Genomic DNA, 19,520 nt, shown 5'->3' on the forward strand with positions numbered 1-19,520 from the left:
CGGCCTCACGCTCCCCACGCCACTTCGATCTTTTGCTTGTGCTGCTCATGCGCGGGGTTCAGTGCGCGCAGTTCGAAGACCAGCTTCTCTGCTGTAGCGGTGGCGAGGACCCAACCATTGGGGCGATCGGCTCCGAAGACATAGGCCACGGGCGGCAGATTGATCCGATGGATGCCCGTGGCTTCATCCACGCTGTGGCTCCAGTTGTGCGTGTGACCATACACAAAGGCCTTCACTTTCTTGTGCTTGGCCAGGACCTTGAACATCGCATCGCTATCCTCCAGCCCCGTGTGCTTTTGCCCCTCAGCCACGGGCATCTGGGGATTGTGATGCACCATCACTACGGTGGGTTTCGCGGGTAGTTTAGCCAGGGTGCGATCCAGCCAGCCGAGCTGATCCGTGCCGAGTAAGCCAGGCGTTTTGTTCACCTGATCCAGGGAATCCAGCAGCACCCAGTTCATGAGGGCGCTGGAGAGCGTGCTCACGTGCTTACCCTCCAGCGGGCGCGGGTCCTGCACACTGGTCAGAGCGGCCATGAAGTTCTTGCGATGATCATGATTCCCCAGCGTGCAGTGCACGGGTAAGCCCGCCTCGCGCAGGGGCTGGATGAGCTTGGCAAAGGTGCTGTAGTCAGCAGCCTCGCCCGCCAGATACGCACAGTCGCCATTCACCAGCACGCCATGCGGTTTACTACCGAGCTTCAGCACTTGGTTGGCACAGCGGCTCAGATTCTCCGCCATGATCACGCCTCGCGCCTCAGCAGCCGGATCCGCAGCGATGTGGGTGTCTGAAAACAACACCCACGTTTGCTCCCAGGAAGGTGCGGCAGCCAAGACGCTACGCGGGGCCAAGGCGGCCGCGAAGGCGGTTTGGATCCAATGGCGGCGGCTGAGAGCTGGCAGGGTGATGGGCATGATGAGTGGCTATTTTAAAAAGGAGCCTATCGGGAGTGGGCATTTCTGACAAGCGTGTCTGAACAGACAGAATACGGAATCAAATAGACCTTTCATTTCATGCAGCACTTGGCATGCTCGTCGCGCATTCTCTCCCGCGCATGTTTCCCGAAATCTCCTCTGTCGCACGTTCGCTTGGTATTGCTGATGATCACCTCTCCCTCTATGGACGAGATAAGGCGAAAGTGTCGCTGAAGGCCCTGGAGAGCCGCCCGCAAAAGGGCAAACTCATCCTCGTCTCCGCCATCACCCCCACACCGGCAGGGGAGGGTAAGACCACCATGTCCATCGGCCTCGCGCAGGGCTTGAAAAAGATCGGTCAAAGTGTGGCCTTAGCCCTGCGGCAACCTTCCATGGGCCCGGTGTTCGGTCGCAAAGGCGGAGCCACTGGCGGCGGCAAAAGCACTGTGCAACCGGCAGAGTCCATCAACCTCCATTTTACCGGCGACTTCCATGCGATCACGAGTGCGCATAATTTGTTATCCTCGGTCATTGATAACCAGCTCTTCAATCAGCAGACCCACCTGCATCCCGGTGGTGTGCTGTGGAAGCGCGTGCTGGATGTGAATGACCGCGCCCTGCGTAGCCTCCGCACCAGTGTAGGCAAGAGCACCGAACGCAGCGCCGGCTTTGACATCACCGCCGCTTCCGAGGTCATGGCCATCCTCTGTCTCTCCGAGTCCCTGGCCGACTTGCGCGAGCGCCTGGACCGCATCGTCATCGGATTCACCGCCGAGGGTACGCCTGTTTTGGCCAAAGAATGCCACGTCACTGGAGCCCTGCTCGCTCTCCTGCGCGATGCCCTCCAGCCCAACCTCGTGCAATCCGTGGAGGGCGTGCCCGCCTTCCTGCACGGCGGCCCCTTTGCCAACATCGCCCACGGTTGCAACTCCGTCCTCGCCACCCGCATGGCCCTCGCCCATGCCGACTACGCCGTCACGGAGGCAGGTTTCGCCTTCGATCTCGGCGGTGAGAAGTTCATGCACATCAAGTGCCGCCAATCCGGCCTCAAGCCCGAGGCCATCGTCATCGTCGCCACCGTCCGCGCGCTGAAGATGCATGGTGGAGTCGAGCTGGATTCCCTCACACAGCCGGACCCCGCCGCACTTTCCAAGGGTCTCGAAAACCTCGCCGCCCATCTCGATAGCGCCGCTCAGTTTGGCCGCCCTGTCATCGTCGCCATCAACAAGTTCACCAACGACAGCGCCGAAGAGATCGCCCTCGTCCACGACTTCTGCCAAGCCCGCGGCGTGCCCTGTGCCACCGCCGATGTCTTCGGTCAGGGGGGGGATGGCGCCGTGGAGCTGGCGGAAAAAGTCCTCGCCGCCCTGCCTTCCGAGTCCAAGCCCCTGCCTTATCTCTACGACGCCCACGCCCCCGTAGAGGAGAAACTGCACGCCATCGCCACCCGTGTGTATGGCGCCAGTGGGGTCGAGCTCACGGAGGCTGCTCGTGAAAAGCTCGCCCTCTTCACCCGCAACCACTTCGGCCACCTGCCCCTGTGCATGGCCAAGACCCAAAACTCCCTCTCCGACGACGCCAAGCTCCTCGGTCGCCCGCGCGGTTTCACCATCACCGTGCGCGACTTCGAGATCGCCCACGGAGCCGGCTTCCTCGTCGCCCTCACCGGCACCATGATGCGCATGCCCGCCCTGCCCAAAGTCCCCGCCGCCGAGCGCATCCAGGTCAGCCCGGATGGCGTCATCAGCGGCATTTGAGGCCAGGATCGTCTCGCTCACCCAGCCTGCTGAGAATCGGCCCATCACGATTCCCGTTCCCTGTTTGTAGACACTATTCAGTTTGTCCACAAACCCAACCCATGCCCGCTCTACGCCTTTGGCGAGCAAGTCCATGACCCTGTGCGCCATGGGGCGTTTTTGCGCACAAATTGTGACAAGTCCAGCCCGAGCCGACAAACCCAGCCCGTGGCTGCTCTATCGGCACGGACGGTCGAGCTTCGATCCTTCACCGAGCTTAGCCGACTCACAAATCTCAAAATCGCTCTTGCATCTTTAGACCGAACGGTCTAAAACGTCTCTTGCCGAAACAAAAACACCCGCCGATCATGCCTGCCCTCACCAACCCAGCAACCGATACCAAGGAGCGCATCCTGGATGCGGCGGTGGGCATCGTGCTGGAAAAGGGGTTCAGTGGGGTAGGGATCAATGAGATCCTCAAGGCGGTGAATGTGCCCAAGGGCTCGTTTTACCACTGGTTCGCCTCCAAGGAACAATTCGGGGTGGAGCTGCTGCGCTATTTCGGGGCGAAGGCCCTGGCTTACACGCGCAAGTGGCTGACGAAAAAGGACCTGCTGCCGAATGCCCACGAGCGACTCGTGGCCTTCTATGAAGCGCGCATTTCCATGATGCTGGAGCAGGATTGCCAGCAGGCCTGTCTGGTCTGCAAGCTCTCCGCCGAGGTCTCCTCCTGGAGTGAGCCGATGCGGGCGGAGGTGGCTGAAAATTACGAGCAGGGCATCGCGCTGCTGCGGCAGGTGATCGAGGAAGGTCAGGCCCAGGGCAGCATCCGCGCCAGCCTCCCAGCGAGCCAAGCCGCGAGTGTGGTCCACGATGCCTGGCTGGGCGCTAGCCTGCGCAGCACGGCGAAGCATCAGGTGCAGCCACTGCGGGATTGCCTGCTCTTTATCCGCAGCTACCTCGTCCCCTGACGCCTCTCTTTTTTGTCTCGAACTAGACGACTGGTCTAATTTAAGCCTTTCCCATTATGAATGCCTCCCACATCGCCTTCGCTCTCCTCATCCTGAATGTGGTGGTGCGGCTGCTCGCCCGCTGAGGGCCAGCGCAACGGCCTCGTCTGCTCCCGACTCCTTTTGGCCCCTTTCTTCCGCCACGGCGGAGAACTCCACAAAAACGAAATCGAAACCTAAAAGTTAACGTCACACTCGCCCCAGATACGCAAAGTTAGTTAGTCGTCCATTCACCTCAACACCCACGATCATGAGCACCCAAACCAAACTCGCCAATCAAGTCGCCCTCGTCACCGGAGCCAGCAAAGGCATCGGCGCCGCCATTGCCAAAGACCTAGCCAAAGCCGGGGCCGCCGTCGCGGTCAACTACGCCTCCAGCAAAGCCGGGGCGGATCAAGTCGTCGCTGAAATTACCGCCGCAGGTGGTAAGGCCATCGCTGTGCAGGGGGATGTGGCGAAGCCCGAAGATGTGACCCGCCTGGTGGAAGAAACCGTGGCTGCCTTTGGTAAGATCGACATCCTGGTCAATAACGCTGGAGTCTATGAATTTGCTCCGCTGGGCAGCATCACACCGGAGCATTTTCATCGTCAGTTTAACATCAACGTCCTCGGCTTGCTGCTCACCTCTCAGGAGGCGGTGAAACACTTCCCGGCCACGGGGGGCAGCGTCATCCACATCAGTTCCACCATCACCAGCATCAAGATGCCCGGGAGTTCCGTTTACACAGGCACGAAGAGCGCGGTGGACTCCATCACCTCCGTGATGGCGAAGGAACTGGCCGCCCGCAAAATCCGCGTGAACTCGGTGAACCCGGGCATGGTGGAGACCGAGGGCACCCACAGCAGCGGCATCATCGGCTCTGACATGGAGAAGCAGGTGGTGGCCGACACTCCCCTGGGCCGCCTGGGCCAGCCCGATGACATCGCCAAAGTCGTTACCTTCCTAGCCTCCGAAGACGCCGGCTGGATCACCGGCGAGGTCATCCGCGTGAGCGGCGGTGTCGGCTAATTTTTACACTCACCCAAGCGAGCCTAAATCGGCCTTGATTGAACAGCTCAAGCTTGCCGACGAGTTGTAGAATTCCTGAGCTCGTCGGTTGAGCCGTTTCACCCAGGTCGCGTGCTTCGTTGTTCCTCATCCTGCACCACGACTGCTATTTCCTATGAAACAGGCTTCTCACTGTCTCAGCTATCTCAAAGGGCAATCCAAGATCGGTATCATTGGCTCCGCAGAGATCGGCTGGACCTTGGCGGTCAAATGGGCTGCTCATGGTCACCGCGTCCTCATCTCTAATCGACGGGGTCCGGCAAGCCTTTTGGAGTCCGTGGCCGAAGCTGGAGTGCCTCTGACTGCGGCTACGGTTGAAGAAGCCATCTCCTGTGAAGTCGTGCTGATGGCAGTCCCGTGGACTCAAATTCCGCAAGTCCTTCGAGCTGACCTGTCATGGAACGACCGAATCTTGATTGATCCGTCCAATATTTTCACTTCCTACGCACCTAACTATACGGTCGCTGATTTGGGAGATGATTCAGGCAGTGAAATCATTGCCCGGCTGGCACCTGGAGCCCGTGTGGTCAAAGCCTTTAACACATTGCCCGCCAGTACAATGTTTGCACCCCCGCCTGAGGCTGGGTTGACTCGTGTGAGTCTGATCGCTGGGGATGATCCCGAGGCTCTTGCCACCGTGGAGACCCTTGTCAAAGATGCGGGTCTTGCTCCTTTAGTTGCTGGAAGCCTTGCGATCGCAGGACGTCAGCTCGAATTGAGAGGAGCTTTCAGTCTGATTGAGCTCTTCACTCGAAAAAGATCCGCCGCAATATCAGAGACCTGAGGGATCAGTGATTGAAAGTCTCGCAAGAAACTTCGTTTGGGGAGAACGGTCGGTGCCCACGATGAAGCCAACTGTCGTCGCTTTGAGTCGTCGCCTAGATTGCATAAGGGGGATCTGTTCTGACGACCCTGTTGATGCATCCTGATCGGTCTTTGTGCTGCCGAGAGGAAGCAGGAGGAGGGGAGGGTAAGAGGCTGCTCACTCGGAAACGTGATTCTTCCTGGTTTCTCATTTGCACCGGGCGCGGCTTCCGATTACAGGCCGCGCGTGCAAAAAGCTTTCGTTCTCGGTGCAGGTCTTGGGGAGCGGTTGCGGCCGCTGACGGCGCAACTGCCGAAGCCCCTTATTCCTGTTTTTCATCGCCCGCTTATCACCTACTCTTTTGATCACCTGATGCAGGTGGGCATCAAGGATTTTGTGGTGAATACGCATCACATCCCAGAGGCTTATGCACAGGCTTTCCCTGCGGGCAGTTATCGTGGTGCAGCCATCAGCTTTAGAAATGAAAGCCCTGTGCGTTTGGAGACCGCGGGAGGCATCGCCAATGTTAGGGATCTGCTCAATGAAGAACCCTTCATCGTGTATAATGGTGATATCTTGACGGACTTGCCCCTTGATTCGTTGTTAAAAGAACACAGGGAGAAGGAGAATCTCGTCACCCTGGTATTGCGGAGTTTCGGTCCTGCCTTGCACATTTCTTATGATGTGGAAACGGGCCTGGTTACCGACATCCGCAATAAACTTGGCACGGGTCGTGAGGGGGAATATCTCTTTACGGGTATCTATGCCTGCCAGCCGGAGATACACCGGTGGCTGACGCCGGGGAAGGTGGAATCTGTGATTCCTATCTTTCTGCGAATGATCCAAGAAGGGGCTCGTCTCGGGGCCGTTGTCGTGGATGATGGCCAGTGGTGGGATTTGGGCAGCCGGGCTGCTTACTTGGCAGCCCATCAAGCGCTGCATGAGCAGGGGAAAGCCACGGCATCGGCAATTCATGCCTCGGCACAAGTATCACCTCAGGCCGAACTCCGCGGACTCAATGTGATTGGGGAAGGTGCCGTGGTGGAGGCGGGTGCGGCTCTTGAGGACTGTATCCTTTGGCCTGGAGCCACTGTCGCCGCCGATGCGGTCTTACGTCAATGTATCATCCGCAGTGGCATCCGGGCAGAGGGAGTGCAGATGAGCACGGATATGTGATGAGGGGATAAGATCAGGGGGATCCCTCTTTGCTCGGACATCATCTGTCAGGATTCAAACCGCCGCCCGGCAGGGTAGGAGCCGATGCTGCGGATCACGGCACCATCCGCCCGGGTCTGATCCAGGGCTGCGGCCACGGAGGCTTCAGCTGGGGAGCCCTCGATCTCGATGTAAAAGCGGTATTGGTTAGGTTGCCCGCGGATGGGGCGGGACTCCAGGCGCTTCATGTTGATGGCCTTTTCACTCAACGGCGTGAGGAAGCGGCAGAGGCTGCCGGGGCGATCTGGCAACTCCACCACCAGCGCCGTGCGGTTATTGGCCGTGGAGGCTGGGTTTTCCTGATGCCCGAGCAGGAAGAATTGGGTGATGTTGGGTACCTCGCCGGCGATGGGGAAGTGCAGGATCTCCAGCGCATGACGCACCGCATTCTGCCGTGGGCCGATGGCGGCGGCTCCTGCCAGCGTGGCGGCTTTTTCAGCGGCCTTCGCTGTGCTGGCCTCCACCACACGCTTGGCATGCGGATAGTTCAGCTTCAGCCATTCATCACAGTGGAAGAACGGCATGGCGTGGGAGTGGATGGTCTGGATCTCTGGGCCGGTTTTTCCCAGCAGGGCCAGTTTCACATCCAGCGTCAGCTCTTCCATGATGTGGAGCTGGCAGCGCTCATCCACGAGGCGGTCCACCGTATCGATGATGAACCCGCCGGAGGAGTTTTCAATCGGCACGATGCCCAGCGCCCCGGGATGGCTGGCGATGAAGTCAAACACCTCCCCGATGCTGGCCTTCAGCTGCACCTGAGCCGTAGGAAATCGCTTCTCCGTGAGCAAGTGAGAGAAGCTGCCCTCGGGGCCGAGGCAAGCGATGCTAGGGATGGGGGAAGGGTGCGCAGGGTCACTCATGCGTGCCGCCCATGCTCTACCGCAGAGGCGGGCAGGTCAATGACCAATGACCAGTGACCAGTGACCAGTGACCAGTGACCAGTGACCAGTGACCAGTGACCAGTGACCAGTGACCAGTGACCAGTGACCAGTGACCAGTGACTATGCCCCGAGGCTGAGATATTCCCGCACCGTGTGGTTCATTGCACGGCGAGCTGGGGGGTAAACCTGCGCCACATGGGCCAGGGTATCATCCAGGGCAAACTCCTCCGCCAGGGCATGGCGACCGGCCGCCTCCAGATGACTCACCACCACCTGCTCATAGAACTCCAGCTTCGGTGCCCCACGGCGCTCAGCCCGGTAGCGCAGAAAGTCTGGATACAGGCTGGTCAGCACCATGAACTGATTGGCACACTGCACATGGATGAAGAAACGCTGGTGACTGTCCGCATTCTCCAGGGCGCTGATGTAGTCGATGCTGTAGAGGCTCTCCAGCTTCCGCTCAGGCAGATTTTGCGCTGCGGTGGCCGGCAGGCCAAAGTCTGCACACACGGAGGCGATGTAATCCGCCACCTCCAGATCATCCACACCCACGCGCTTCAGCGTATGCCGCACCGTGACGTAGAAGAACAGCTCAGGTGAGAGGAAGGCGGCTTGACGGCTAACTAAAAGCGCTTCAAAGAGCTTCGGGTGATCCAGGATCATCCGCACCGTGTCCGGATCATCCAGGAGAGAGACGAGGCTCTCTTTCTCTCGCTGCGTCATCGCGAGCGCATCGCGGATAAACTGCCAATCAGCCGACGTGAAACGATACCAACAACCGGGGCGAGGGAACCTCATCATAATGTGGGGAGTTTGGATTCAAGAACCCTCCAAGCATTGGCCGTGCCAGAAGTGTTCATCCTCTTGGATGGGAACCATAGCTTTTTTGTTCGACGCCTTTTGAAGATTGTTGTCAAAATCGGTTGATCCTCCTTGAGGCGTTTTATTTCTACAAAAAAAGATCACATGGGTAACCATGCGACTTTTGTCTGTTAATGCCGTTTGGTCCGGGAAATGATCGTCTCTCCCACTCAAGGCACTAACCCACTCACGGCGCGCAGTCGCAGTCCAGGCAGCCGTGGGTGGCGCAGGTGCGGCAGACCTGCTGCACCTGATCACGTAGGCGACGCCTGGCACGCAGAAGCCTAACATTGAGCGTGTTTACGCGCTGGTTCGTCGCTTGGGCGATCTCGGTGGCGGATTCTCCCTCCAGATCGATGCGGCGGAGTAACTCGGCATCTGCCGAATGCATGGCGGGGAGCAGCTTCATCACGCACTGGCACACGTGGCGTTCGTCCTGGGCATCGGGTTGAGTCGCCATTTCCATCTCCAGCTTTTCCAGCGCCTGACCGCGCACGTTACGCCGACGCTGCACATCGATGATGGCATGGCGGAGCACACGGTAAAACCAGGTGACCACGCCCTCCGAGTCCTCTGGTACATGCTCGGCACGCAGGGCCTTGAGCAGGCAATCCTGCACGAGATCTTCCGCCAGCGAGGCATCGCTCAGGCGCGAGCGCACGAAGCCGGTGAAGGCGGCGCGATGTTCCAGCAGAGTTTCAGGCAGCATAGACACGATGAGGGGAGTTCCCTTCAAGATACGCACAGACAAGCCGGAAATCTCCGTGTAACAAAGTTTCAACCCGTGCGTGGGCAGTGATGAAGGGCTGCCAATGGCCTTTCGTTTCATCTCCAACGTTATCTTTCTCATGAGCTCTTCTTCCCACGATTCTCCGCGCCGCTCCTGCTGCCACACGCCCGCTTCGGAGCCTGCTCCCGCGAAACCTGAGCCCACCTCGGCGGGCTGCTGTCATTCTCACCCACCCGAGCCTAAACCGGCGGCCCCCAAGTCTGGCGGCTGCTGCCATGGTCACGATCATGGGCATGGTCATGACCATCATCATGCCTCCGTCACACCTTCCGGCTCGGCCAAATACTTCTGCCCCATGTGTCCGGGTGTGGAGTCAGACAAACCGGGCACCTGCCCGAAATGCGGCATGGCGCTGGAGCGCAATCCCTCGTGGAAACCTGCGGCTAAAACGATCTACATCTGCCCCATGCACCCCGAGGTGCGGCAGGATCACCCCGGCACCTGCCCCAAGTGCGGCATGGCCCTGGAACCAGAGACGGTGACTGAGGCGGATGAGGACGATGACCATGCCGAACTGCGGGACATGACCCAGCGTTTCTGGATGAGCGCCGCATTGACGTTGCCGGTCTTCATCACGGCCATGGTTCATGTCATTCCCGCCTGGAGTCATGCTGCTTGGGCCACCAGTGAGACGAGCCGCTGGATGCAGGTCATGTTCACCACCCAGGTGGTCTTCTACGGTGGAGAGCCGTTCTTCGCACGGGCTTGGCAATCCCTCCTGCATCGCAGCATGAATATGTTCACGCTGATCGCTCTCGGCGTCGGGGCGGCGTATGGATTCAGCTTCGTGGCCATGCTCGCGCCGCAGTGGTTCCCGGCTTCTCTGGGCGATGCCCATGGCAATCTGCCGCTGTATTTCGAGGCGGCTGCCGTCATCATCACCCTGGTGCTGCTGGGGCAGGTGCTGGAGCTGCGGGCACGTGCCCGCACCAGCAGTGCGATTCAGGAGTTGTTAGGCCTGCAACCGAAGACCGCACGGCTGATCACGCCGGAGGGAGACAAGGACATTCCTCTGAGCGAGGTGAAGGCGGGGCAACTCCTGCGGGTGCGTCCCGGTGAGAAGATCCCGGTGGATGGCGAGGTGCAGGAAGGCCGCAGTCATGTCGATGAATCCATGCTGACGGGGGAACCGGCTCCGGTGGAGAAACAACCCGGGGATGCCGTCACCGGCGGCACCTTGAATCAACACGGCAGTCTGGTGGTGCAGGCGCAGCGCGTGGGAGCGGAGAGCCTGCTCGCGCAGATCGTCCATCTCGTCGGTGAAGCGCAGCGCAGCCGGGCTCCGGTGCAGTCGCTGGCAGACCGTGTGGCCGCGTGGTTTGTGCCTGCGGTGCTTGCGTGTGCGGCGCTCACGTTTGGCCTATGGTGGAGCTTCGGCCCGCAGCCCGCACTGGCCTATGCCATTGCCAATGCAATCGCGGTTTTAATCATCGCCTGCCCGTGTGCTCTGGGCCTCGCCACACCGATGAGCGTGATGGTGGGCATCGGGCGTGGAGCGGGCATGGGCGTGCTGATTCGCCAGGCCGCTGCCATCGAAAAACTCGCGCAACTGAACACCCTGGCCGTGGATAAAACCGGCACGCTGACTGTGGGTAAACCGGAGGTCACCGACCTGATCCCCGCGCCCGGCAGCACGCTCATGCCTGATGAAGCCCTAAAGCTAGCTGCCGCTCTGGAGCAGAGCAGCGAGCATCCGCTGGCCCATGCCATCGTGCAGGCGGCGGAAAAGAAACAGCTCGCTTGGCCTAACGTTGTGGATTTCAAAAGCATCCCTGGGGAAGGCGTCAACGGTCAGGTGGGGCATCAGCAAGTGCACATCGGTAAAGCGGACTTTCTCAAGCGCGAGGGTATCACGGGCGTGGAGGCTCTCACCCAGTTGGCTGAGCCGCATCAGGCCGCTGGACGCGGAGCCATGTTCCTGGCCGTGGATGGAAAAGCCGCCGCCGTGCTGGTGGTGAGTGATCCCATCAAGTCCACCACCCCCGAGACGCTGGAGAAGCTCCGTTCCCTGGACATCTCCGTGGTCATGCTCACGGGCGACCATGAGACGACCGCCCGCCACATCGCCAGCAGCCTGGGCATCCAGCGCTATCATGCCGGAGTCACCCCTCAGGATAAGCACCGCTACATCACCGAGATGAAGCGCGAGTCGGGAGCAGTTGTCGGCATGGCAGGGGATGGCATCAATGACGCGCCTGCACTGGCAGAGGCGGATGTCGGCATCGCCATGGGCACCGGCACGGACATTGCCATGGAGAGTGCACCGGTGACCCTCGTGAAAGGGGATCTACGCGGCATCGTGCAAGCCATTCGGTTAGGCCGAGCCATGATGAGCAATATCCGCCAGAACCTGCTCTTCGCCTTCCTCTACAATGGGCTCGGCATCCCGCTGGCAGCCGGGGCGCTGTATCCCTGGTTCGGCTGGCTGCTCAGCCCCATGATCGCCGGGGCGGCCATGAGCCTCAGTTCCGTGTCCGTCATCGGCAATGCGCTGCGGCTGAAGACGACGAAGCTGGACTGAGCCCAGGAGAAAACCCTGACTCAGAGCGAGAAACGGGAAGACCGCAGAGACTTGATCCCTGCGGTCTTGCCCTCGTCAAATCCTTGTTATGGACCCCGCAGCCTGATTTTTCCAGGCAGCATACCATTGAGGAAAAAGCCGTTGCCAAAGCTGTCCCCTCCGCCCTGGAGCATCACGCCAAAGATCTTCTGGGGCTTGGTGACGCCGGTGGGGATGACGGTGCCGGTGAAGAGGCCCGTCTTCGCATTCAGGGTGATCTTCAGGTTCTCCGGCGGGTTCACCGTCACGACGACTTTGTTGGCTGTGCTGACGGTAAGCGCCTTCGTGGTCAGGACGGCGAACCCACCGCCGGTGAGGTCTGCATTGCCCGCACCGGCGGGGTTCCAGATGGTGAGAGCGCGCTGGCCTGCCGCCGGTGGCACCCACTTGGCCACGCGGGAGCTGGAACTCACATCCAGGGCAGGCAGTTCCACGCTCTGGTTGGAGCGGCCTGGGCGCAGCAGCTTGAACGATCCCGAGTTGATGTCCTGGCTGGCCGTCGGCAGGTTTGCCTCGCAGAGCGCGCGGCCCAGGCCTTTGTAAAGGGAGGCCCCCATCCGTGCATTGTTGCCCTCACCCACCCCGCCGCTGGCGAGGACGGCGGTGCCGTCAAAGAGCTTGCCCGTCAGCTTGGCATCTCCCGCCGCCGTCACCTTGATGGTGGCCGTAACGAGTTGCGGCACATCACCGCCGCCGACGACATCCGCAAAGGTGAAATAACCCGCGACCGGGCAGGGATTTAGTGCGGTATAGTTTGTTAGTCTGACGATCTCCGTCACCGTGCTGCCCAGCTCCCCGTCACTCAGCGTGACGCGGTAGGTTTGGTCGGCGGCATTCAGCAGCTCGATGGTCAGGGTGCGGACAGGACCTGTGACCGGGCCGAGGCGGACGGTCAGGCGGCCATCCACCAGCTTGCCGGTGAAGGGCAGGCTGCCACGTGCCATCACCAGCTTACCGGACACCATGCCGGTGGCGGTGATCTTGATATCCAGGCCGCCTGTGATGCCCGTGCCTCCGGCATCCATAAAGGTGGTCAGCCGCCCGGCCTGGGGCACGACGAGGTCATCATCTTCAATCGTCACCGTCAGCACCGTATAGCCTGTCGTCTGCAGATCTGGCGTCTCTGCATTGACAAAGAGGGTGATCGTTTCCTCGCCTTCGGAAAGGCCGTCATTGAGGATCTGCAACTGGACAGAGGCCTGCGTCTGGCCCGGCACCAGGTCCACGGTGACCGGGGCAAAATTATAGTCCAGTTCCGGCTTGGCCCCTGGAGCGCTCGTCGAAACGAGCGCGAGCACCTGCATGCGCACATAGCCCCCCGCTGCAGCACGAACGAGTGGAATGTTGATCCCCCCCGCATCCTCCCTGACCTGCAGATTTTCCACCAAAAAGCCGGCAGCGTCCGTCGGCTCCCCGCTCCGGATGGCAACGCCTGCCGGCGAGCTGCCCCCCACGCTGGCACCAGGGCTGGGGGCGGAAAGGACCAGGTTGAAAGTCTCTGCGGGCAGCTCCGTGAAATTGATATCCGGCACGATGGTCAGGTTCACCGTCTGCTGCCAGCCGTTCTGATCGTTGACCGGATTTGGAAAGTTCAGCACGGTATTGATGGCCGTGTAGTCGGAGCCCGCCGTGGCGCTGCCATTGGCCGTGCTGATCGTGACATTGGCGGCCACCAGGCCCGCACGGAAGCGCCGCACGTGAAAAGCCGTGGTGCCCTGGTTTTCCCCGACGCTGTTCGGCACGCTGGCGATCTCAAAGACCCCAGGATTCCCCTCCGGATAGTAGCTGAGAAAGAAGGTCCCCGCTTGGCCGCCAAAGCCGCCGACCCAGATGCGGTAGGGCGTGCCTGCGTTGGCGTTGAAGACCACCCGGCTGTTGTTTTGATAGCCGTCATCGTCATCGGAGGCCACGGGCACCAGGGTCTGCAACGTATTCCCGGTGAAGACTGCCACCACGGTATCCAATGAGTTGTTAGGCGTGCGCTCGCTGAAATTGGTGTCCACCACCGCCTGGCCGTTGAAGCCGGGCGTCCAGACATACCACACCCCGCTGCCCGGCGTATCATCCGCCAGCGTCGCCGGGCTGTCGTTGACGTTGGTGGCCCCGTCATTGTTGCCTGTCACGGTGCCTTGATCGCCGGGGAGCCCGATCGCATCTCCAAAGTAGTCGTTAGGCCGCGGCGTGGACTGCAGGGTGATGTCAAACAGCCCGTTGGCCTCCACACAGACGCAGTAGCGCCGTCCGGCCACGGTGGAAAAGACCAGCGTCTCAATGTCATTCGGCAGCACGTTGTTCGTCTCGGCCAGGAACTTCAGCGTGCCCGCGTTGCCATCCGCATCGGTCATTTCAAAGACGGCGGCACGCACGCCCGGCTTGTCATCGATGATGATGCGGTTGAAGTCGGTCGTAAAAACGGCGTCATAGCGATACCACACGCTGCGGGCCAGTTTGCTGCCGCCGATGAAAGGGTCCAGCGCATCCGGGGTGGACCCGACGCCGGTCTGATTGAGAAACACGGGTGAGGTGGTGGTCAGCACCCGGGCTTTATCAAATTTGTCATTCACCGGAGCCGCCGCATGGGCAGCCAAAGGGGCCAGCAAAGCCAGCAGCGCCAAGGCGCGGAGTGGGGGATGTTTCATAGTGGAGGGGGACCGGGAATGCCCCGGCGCTGCGCCCATGCTGCACGCGATGTCTCCACCGGGGTATTCGCCAGCCAGCGAAAAAGCATTCGCGGAATGGCGAATAGGCGGCGCGCAGGCCCTGTGATAATGTCCGGCCTTATTCAGCCCATGCCGAAGATCCTCCTCATCGAAGACCAGCCGCAGATGCGCCAGAACGTGGCCCTGATCCTGGAACTGAACGGCTTTGAAGTGGCCGTGGCGGAAAACGGCCTGGAAGGCGTGGCCAAGGCCCGCACCTGCCGCCCGGACCTCATCCTGTGCGATGTCATGATGCCCGACCTGGACGGTTACGGCGTGCTGCATCTCCTGCGCAAGGAGGACTCGATGCGTGCCCTGCCCTTCATCTTTCTCACCGCCAAGGGCGAGAAGCAGGAGCAGCGCACGGGCATGAACCTGGGGGCCGATGATTACCTCACCAAACCCTGCTCCGAGGCCGACCTGCTCTCCGCCATCCACGTGCGGCTGCGGCGGAATCGCGACATCAGCCACCAGGCCACCGTCTCGGCCCGGCCCGACTTCCGCAGCGCTGCGCCGCTGGAGTCCCTGGGCCTCACGCCGCGCGAGGCCGAGGTGCTGCTCTGGGTGGCGCAAGGCAAAGGCAACGCGGAAACGGCCAGCATCCTGGGCACCAGCGAGGCCACCGTGCGCAAGCACCTGGAGCACATCTATCCCAAGCTCGGCATCGAAGGGCGCGGTGCCGCCAGCTTGATCGCCATTGAGCGTCTCAGCAAGACCAGCCCCGGATGAAAGCGGCCGTCCTCTTTGCATTCCTACTCGCTGCTACAGCCGTGCAGGCCCAGCAGCCCACCCTGGCCGAGGTCTTTGACCTGCCGCCACATGTCACCGCGCAGGAGCTGACCCAAAAATCCCCGGACCGCACGCAACGCTATTTGGTGAAGTGCGTCGTTATGTTTCAGCGGCGGGATGGCATCTTCATGGGCTATGGCGGCGGCAGCAATTTCATCCTCACCCCACGCCGCAGCTCCACCTGGCCTGCCGGGCTCACCCCGCAGCGCCTGCGCCCCGGAGATGAGGTGGAGCTTTCCGGCATCCTCGTGAACTCGCGCGAGCTGCTCCAGTTGCATGACGTCATCTTCCGCGTCACCGCCCGCGACCGCCCGCTGCCCGTCCCCATCGAGCTGACCGAGGCGCAGTTGCCCAGCTTCCCCCACAAATGCGACCTGGTGCGGATCACCATCCCTTTGCGCTATGTGGCGCAGAGCCGACTCTCGCCCGGCCATTTCATCATGCGCCTTTTTTTGGGCGAGACCCATCGCGTCACCGCAATGGTCGGTTCATCGGCCAGCCTTTCGCGCGATCACATCCTGGATGGTTACATGGTGGAGGTCACCGGCTTCCTCACCCGCCAGAATGTCAATGAGTCCTACCTGTGGATGCGCACGCCGGAGGATATCCGCGTCTTTGGTCCCGGTCCCACCTTGCAGTTGCAGCGCCGCTGGCAGTGGGGCACGCTCGCTTTCATCCTGCTCGGCGGCATCACCCTCTGGATCATCGCCCTGCGCCGCCAAGTGAAGGCCCAGACCCATGCCTTGGTGGAGACCAACGAGCGGTTGAAGGCTAGTGAAACCGAACTCATCGCCAACCTGGAAAAGGAAAAAGAGATCAACGATCTGAAGAGCAGCTTCGTCAGCCTGGTCAGCCATGAATTCCGCACTCCCCTGGCCGTCATCCTCAGCTCCACGGAGCTGCTGCGCAATCACATGGCCCGGCTGGGGGAGGATGCCCGCCGGACCCAGATGGACAACATCATCCAAAGCACGAATATCATGTCCGGCATGATCGAGGAGGTGCTCCTGCTGGGCAAGGTGGAAGGTGGCCGCATGGTCTGCTCCCCCGTGCCCATCGATCTGGCCGCCTTTGCTGCCGTGCTGGTGGACGAAGGGCTCTCCGCCACCCGGCAGCGCTGTCCCATCCGTCTCGAAATCACCAACCCGCCAACCCACCAGGCCATGGCCGATCCCGCCCTCCTGCGGCATATCTTTTCCAACCTCATCAGCAATGCCGTCAAGTATTCCCCCGAAGGCAGCCCCATTGACTTCATCCTGACGCCGCAGGGAGACGATGTGGTCTGCGTCATCCGCGACCGGGGCATCGGCATTCCGGAAAAGGACCGCGCGCATTTGTTCGAGGCCTTTCACCGCGCCGGCAATGTGGGTCAGCGCAACGGCACCGGCCTGGGCCTCGTCATCTGCAAACGCTGCGTGGAACTGCATGGCGGGAGCATCCACATCGAAAGCGAGGAGCAGGAGGGCACCGCCGTGACGGTGACCCTACCCTTGTTTAAAAAGACCGAGGCTACCGACTGACTCTGTTGGGAAAATCTAAAGACAATTCTCGGGTTGTAATAAAGCTTCGATATAATGGTTAAAAACCTAATTCGTCCAGCAAGCTAGACTAGGCGCCCGGCGTTTGCATAAGAGCCGTGCTGTCGCCATGCACCCGCATTCCCTGCTTTATGAAACGATCCCTGATTTTCCTGCTGACGGTCTTTAGCATTTCCGCACTCCCAGCTGAGGAGGCGAAGGAATATATCAATGAACTGCAAGAAAAGCGCAGTGGCACTCCCGTAGTGATCAAAGACAAAGAAAGCATCCGCACCGAGGCTTTTTTCAAACCGCCCGTGGAGATCACTGTCGTGGCCAAGACGAATTCAACCAATCTCCGCCTCAGCTATGCGGCTGATCAGCTCATCTTCAACTGGGAGGGAAATGCCAGCCAACTCCGTGTGGATGGTGGCCCAGCGGCAGGCAAACACAAGTTCGGTGCTGGCAGCATTCCGACCAATCGCTATGTGACCGTGCGTTGGGTGGTGCTGCCGCATCAGCAGACCATCTATGTCGATGATCAACTCCGCTATCAGCATGAGGGAGATTACTCCAAGATCAACAATCCCGTGGGAGTGTTTTGCCACAAATCCAAAGTCTCTGTGAAGTCCATCCTTGTCCGTCCCTTGACGCCGTGAAATCTGCCCAGAAGTAGCCATGTCAGCAGAGGAGCTTAGTGCTGAGGCACCATCTTGGCCTCAGTGCCAGGCTCCCACTGTAAGCCCCACTCCCTCATGGCGCGGAGAATGGGGCGGAGGGCCTGGCCTTTGTCGGTGAGTGCATAGGCTAGGCGCTTGCCGCCCTCAGGCACGGGCACGTGGGTGAGGATGCCATGGGCTTGGAGCTTCTCCAGACGATCACTCAGGATGTTGGTGGGAATGCCTTCCGGGGAGGCGGTGAAGTCTTTGAAACGTGATCGGCCTAACAGAAGATCTCGGATGATCAGGAGTGACCAACGATCACCAAAGATATCCAGCGAGCATGCCACCGGGCAGGGGGAACGACGTGGGCTGGAAGCCGATGAGGAGGCGGCGCTTGAGCGGGAAGGCATGATGGTCAAGGTGAGGGTATATCACTTGCAATCCACAACTATTTTGCTTGCATAATGAAAGTAAAATAGCACGATGGATGGGATGGATACCACAGATACTCCCTTGCTCGAGCCTCCAGGTGCTGGGCTACCTGCTCTAGAGCTTATGCTCGTGAGATGGTTCTTCCGTGGCTATGTCTGGGGTGGCAGCGTTTCTGCCTTCACGACACGGTTTGAAGAAGAACGGCAGCGGGTTAGGGAGCTCATCTCCGTGTGTGACGAGGCCTTGGGCGACAGGCAGGTGCTCATCCCACGCCCGCGTGGTTTGGAGGACAGTAGCCGCCACTGGTCTGTCTGGATGACGTTGGAGCACCTACGTCTGATCCATGAATCTCTGCGCAAGGTGATGTTGGCTCTTAGCCGAGGCGTGAGTCTGGAAGGAAAGGCCAGCACGGCTGCGGTGAAACCTCCTGTCGGAATCACGTCCTCAGTCATTCCGGTTTATGAAGCCTCCTGCGACGCGTTGATCTCCACGGCACAGCAGATAAAGAGCCTGAAGACGGAGCTGAAATTTGCGCATCCGTGGTTTGGGCCTCTGGATGCTTATGGCTGGTATGCCATGGCTCCCTTTCATCTCCGTCTCCACCGCGCTCAGATCCAGACCATTTTGAAAAGGAGTCGGATGGTATAATCAGGGATTACTTAGTTGTTACGAAGGGAATGTAAGCCGTCTTGGATGGCCGACAAAGAGTCATGGATACTCTCGAGAGTTAACTTTCATGACAAACATCACGTTGCCTGTGGAAAGGAGTGCGTCATAATGCGCGCCCTTTTCCACCATGTCTTTCTCAGCACCTAAGCGTATTGTCCTGAAGTTCGGCACCGGCATTCTCACGAAAGTGCATGCGCCAGAACCGGATCCTGTGCAGTTGCGCAAGTTGATGGAAGCCGTGGCCCTCTTAAAAGCGGATGGTCACAGTGTGGTGGTGGTTAGTAGCGGTGCCGTGGCTTCGGGTCTAAAACCCATCGAATTGAACGAGCGGCCGACGGATATGACGACGTTGCAGGCCTTGGCAGCAGTCGGGCAGCCTCATCTCATGCACGCTTATGAGAATTTGTTGAGGGACCATGGTCTGCATGTCGCTCAACTGTTGGTCACCCATGAAGATCTGGAGAATTATGATCGTGCACGCCGGGTTAAAACTACCCTTGAGCGCTTGCTTGAATTCCCTCAAATCGTGCCTGTGATCAATGAAAACGACAGCGTGGCCATTGAAGAACTTCGCTTTGGAGACAATGACAAGCTGTCTTCTCGAGTTGCTCGCCTCTGGGGGGCAGATTTGCTGATGCTGCTAACCAGCGCGCCAGGCTTGCTGAAAGACATCAATCGCCCTGAAGATGGCCCCATTTCTCATGTGGATGATGTGGATCTAGTCATTCATCATGCCCAGGAAGAAAAAACGAAATTGGGCACTGGCGGCATGATTTCGAAACTTCGTGCGGTGCAAGACGCCGTCAATGGAGGGGTGGATTGCATCATTGCCAGCGGCCGTCACGCGGAACAAATTCCAGCTGTCGTGAAGGGCGGGGGCATTTGCACCCGTTTTGCAGCACGGAAGTGATGGAAAAGAGATGTAACTCAAG

Annotated in this window: 17 protein-coding genes; 11 read left to right on the plus strand and 6 right to left on the minus strand. The window is 59.9% G+C overall.

Annotation, left to right across the window (positions count from 1 at the left end):
• Positions 1 to 5 precede the first annotated feature (5 nt).
• A complete protein-coding gene (locus B5D61_RS14415) occupies positions 6 to 914 on the minus strand; it encodes a metallophosphoesterase family protein (protein WP_078814088.1) in 909 nt (302 codons plus the stop codon).
• A gap of 140 nt (positions 915 to 1,054) precedes the next feature.
• Here B5D61_RS14415 and B5D61_RS14420 point away from each other — a divergent pair, with 140 nt between their 5' ends.
• The 5 genes from B5D61_RS14420 to B5D61_RS14440 all read left to right on the plus strand — a co-directional run bounded on the left by B5D61_RS14420 (position 1,055) and on the right by B5D61_RS14440 (position 6,689).
• A complete protein-coding gene (locus tag B5D61_RS14420) occupies positions 1,055 to 2,671 on the plus strand; it encodes a formate--tetrahydrofolate ligase (RefSeq protein ID WP_245846546.1) in 1,617 nt (538 codons plus the stop codon).
• Between the two features lie 347 nt (positions 2,672 to 3,018).
• The gene (locus tag B5D61_RS14425) at positions 3,019 to 3,621 is read left to right on the plus strand and encodes a TetR/AcrR family transcriptional regulator (RefSeq protein WP_078814090.1); all 603 of its coding nucleotides are present in this window, start codon (positions 3,019 to 3,021) and stop codon (positions 3,619 to 3,621) included.
• Between the two features lie 289 nt (positions 3,622 to 3,910).
• Positions 3,911 to 4,669: a glucose 1-dehydrogenase gene (locus B5D61_RS14430; RefSeq protein ID WP_078814091.1), complete on the plus strand. Its 759-nt coding sequence runs from the start codon at positions 3,911 to 3,913 to the stop codon at positions 4,667 to 4,669.
• A gap of 154 nt (positions 4,670 to 4,823) precedes the next feature.
• Positions 4,824 to 5,492 (plus strand): NADPH-dependent F420 reductase, encoded by a 669-nt coding sequence (locus tag B5D61_RS14435; RefSeq protein ID WP_078814092.1) that lies wholly within the window; start codon positions 4,824 to 4,826, stop codon positions 5,490 to 5,492.
• A gap of 267 nt (positions 5,493 to 5,759) precedes the next feature.
• Positions 5,760 to 6,689: a nucleotidyltransferase family protein gene (locus tag B5D61_RS14440; RefSeq protein ID WP_176159447.1), complete on the plus strand. Its 930-nt coding sequence runs from the start codon at positions 5,760 to 5,762 to the stop codon at positions 6,687 to 6,689.
• Between the two features lie 47 nt (positions 6,690 to 6,736).
• Here the strand turns inward: B5D61_RS14440 and B5D61_RS14445 are convergent, their stop codons facing one another.
• The 3 genes from B5D61_RS14445 to B5D61_RS14455 form a co-directional block, all read right to left on the minus strand.
• Complete coding sequence (locus B5D61_RS14445) at positions 6,737 to 7,588, minus strand: prephenate dehydratase (RefSeq protein ID WP_078814094.1); 852 nt, start codon at positions 7,586 to 7,588, stop codon at positions 6,737 to 6,739.
• 141 nt (positions 7,589 to 7,729) lie between these two features.
• On the minus strand, positions 7,730 to 8,410 hold the full coding sequence (locus tag B5D61_RS26365; RefSeq protein WP_176159448.1) for a hypothetical protein: 681 nt from the start codon (positions 8,408 to 8,410) through the stop codon (positions 7,730 to 7,732).
• Positions 8,411 to 8,657: 247 nt separating this feature from the next.
• The gene (locus tag B5D61_RS14455; RefSeq protein WP_176159449.1) at positions 8,658 to 9,179 is read right to left on the minus strand and encodes an RNA polymerase sigma factor; all 522 of its coding nucleotides are present in this window, start codon (positions 9,177 to 9,179) and stop codon (positions 8,658 to 8,660) included.
• Between the two features lie 139 nt (positions 9,180 to 9,318).
• Here B5D61_RS14455 and B5D61_RS14460 point away from each other — a divergent pair, with 139 nt between their 5' ends.
• The gene (locus B5D61_RS14460; RefSeq protein WP_245846547.1) at positions 9,319 to 11,781 is read left to right on the plus strand and encodes a copper-transporting P-type ATPase; all 2,463 of its coding nucleotides are present in this window, start codon (positions 9,319 to 9,321) and stop codon (positions 11,779 to 11,781) included.
• An 86-nt stretch (positions 11,782 to 11,867) separates the two neighbouring features.
• On the opposite strand, the gene B5D61_RS14465 is transcribed toward B5D61_RS14460, so the two are convergent.
• Positions 11,868 to 14,459 (minus strand): Calx-beta domain-containing protein, encoded by a 2,592-nt coding sequence (locus B5D61_RS14465; protein WP_176159450.1) that lies wholly within the window; start codon positions 14,457 to 14,459, stop codon positions 11,868 to 11,870.
• Positions 14,460 to 14,609: 150 nt separating this feature from the next.
• Here B5D61_RS14465 and B5D61_RS14470 point away from each other — a divergent pair, with 150 nt between their 5' ends.
• The 3 genes from B5D61_RS14470 (at position 14,610) to B5D61_RS14480 (ending at position 17,484) form a co-directional block, all read left to right on the plus strand.
• A complete protein-coding gene (locus B5D61_RS14470; RefSeq protein ID WP_078814098.1) occupies positions 14,610 to 15,248 on the plus strand; it encodes a response regulator transcription factor in 639 nt (212 codons plus the stop codon).
• Complete coding sequence (locus B5D61_RS14475) at positions 15,245 to 16,828, plus strand: sensor histidine kinase (RefSeq protein WP_078814099.1); 1,584 nt, start codon at positions 15,245 to 15,247, stop codon at positions 16,826 to 16,828. The genes B5D61_RS14470 and B5D61_RS14475 overlap by 4 nt, the downstream gene beginning before the upstream one ends.
• Positions 16,829 to 16,977: 149 nt before the next feature.
• The gene (locus B5D61_RS14480; RefSeq protein ID WP_078814100.1) at positions 16,978 to 17,484 is read left to right on the plus strand and encodes a hypothetical protein; all 507 of its coding nucleotides are present in this window, start codon (positions 16,978 to 16,980) and stop codon (positions 17,482 to 17,484) included.
• 35 nt (positions 17,485 to 17,519) lie between these two features.
• Here the strand turns inward: B5D61_RS14480 and B5D61_RS14485 are convergent, their stop codons facing one another.
• Positions 17,520 to 17,897: a winged helix-turn-helix transcriptional regulator gene (locus tag B5D61_RS14485; RefSeq protein ID WP_078814238.1), complete on the minus strand. Its 378-nt coding sequence runs from the start codon at positions 17,895 to 17,897 to the stop codon at positions 17,520 to 17,522.
• 145 nt (positions 17,898 to 18,042) lie between these two features.
• Between B5D61_RS14485 and B5D61_RS14490 the strand changes: the two genes are divergently transcribed.
• Positions 18,043 to 18,567 (plus strand): DinB family protein, encoded by a 525-nt coding sequence (locus B5D61_RS14490; protein WP_176159451.1) that lies wholly within the window; start codon positions 18,043 to 18,045, stop codon positions 18,565 to 18,567.
• A gap of 148 nt (positions 18,568 to 18,715) precedes the next feature.
• A complete protein-coding gene (gene proB, locus B5D61_RS14495; RefSeq protein ID WP_078814102.1) occupies positions 18,716 to 19,498 on the plus strand; it encodes a glutamate 5-kinase in 783 nt (260 codons plus the stop codon).
• Positions 19,499 to 19,520 lie beyond the last annotated feature (22 nt).

Source organism: Prosthecobacter debontii, from assembly GCF_900167535.1.
In the GTDB taxonomy this organism is placed as follows: domain Bacteria; phylum Verrucomicrobiota; class Verrucomicrobiia; order Verrucomicrobiales; family Verrucomicrobiaceae; genus Prosthecobacter; species Prosthecobacter debontii.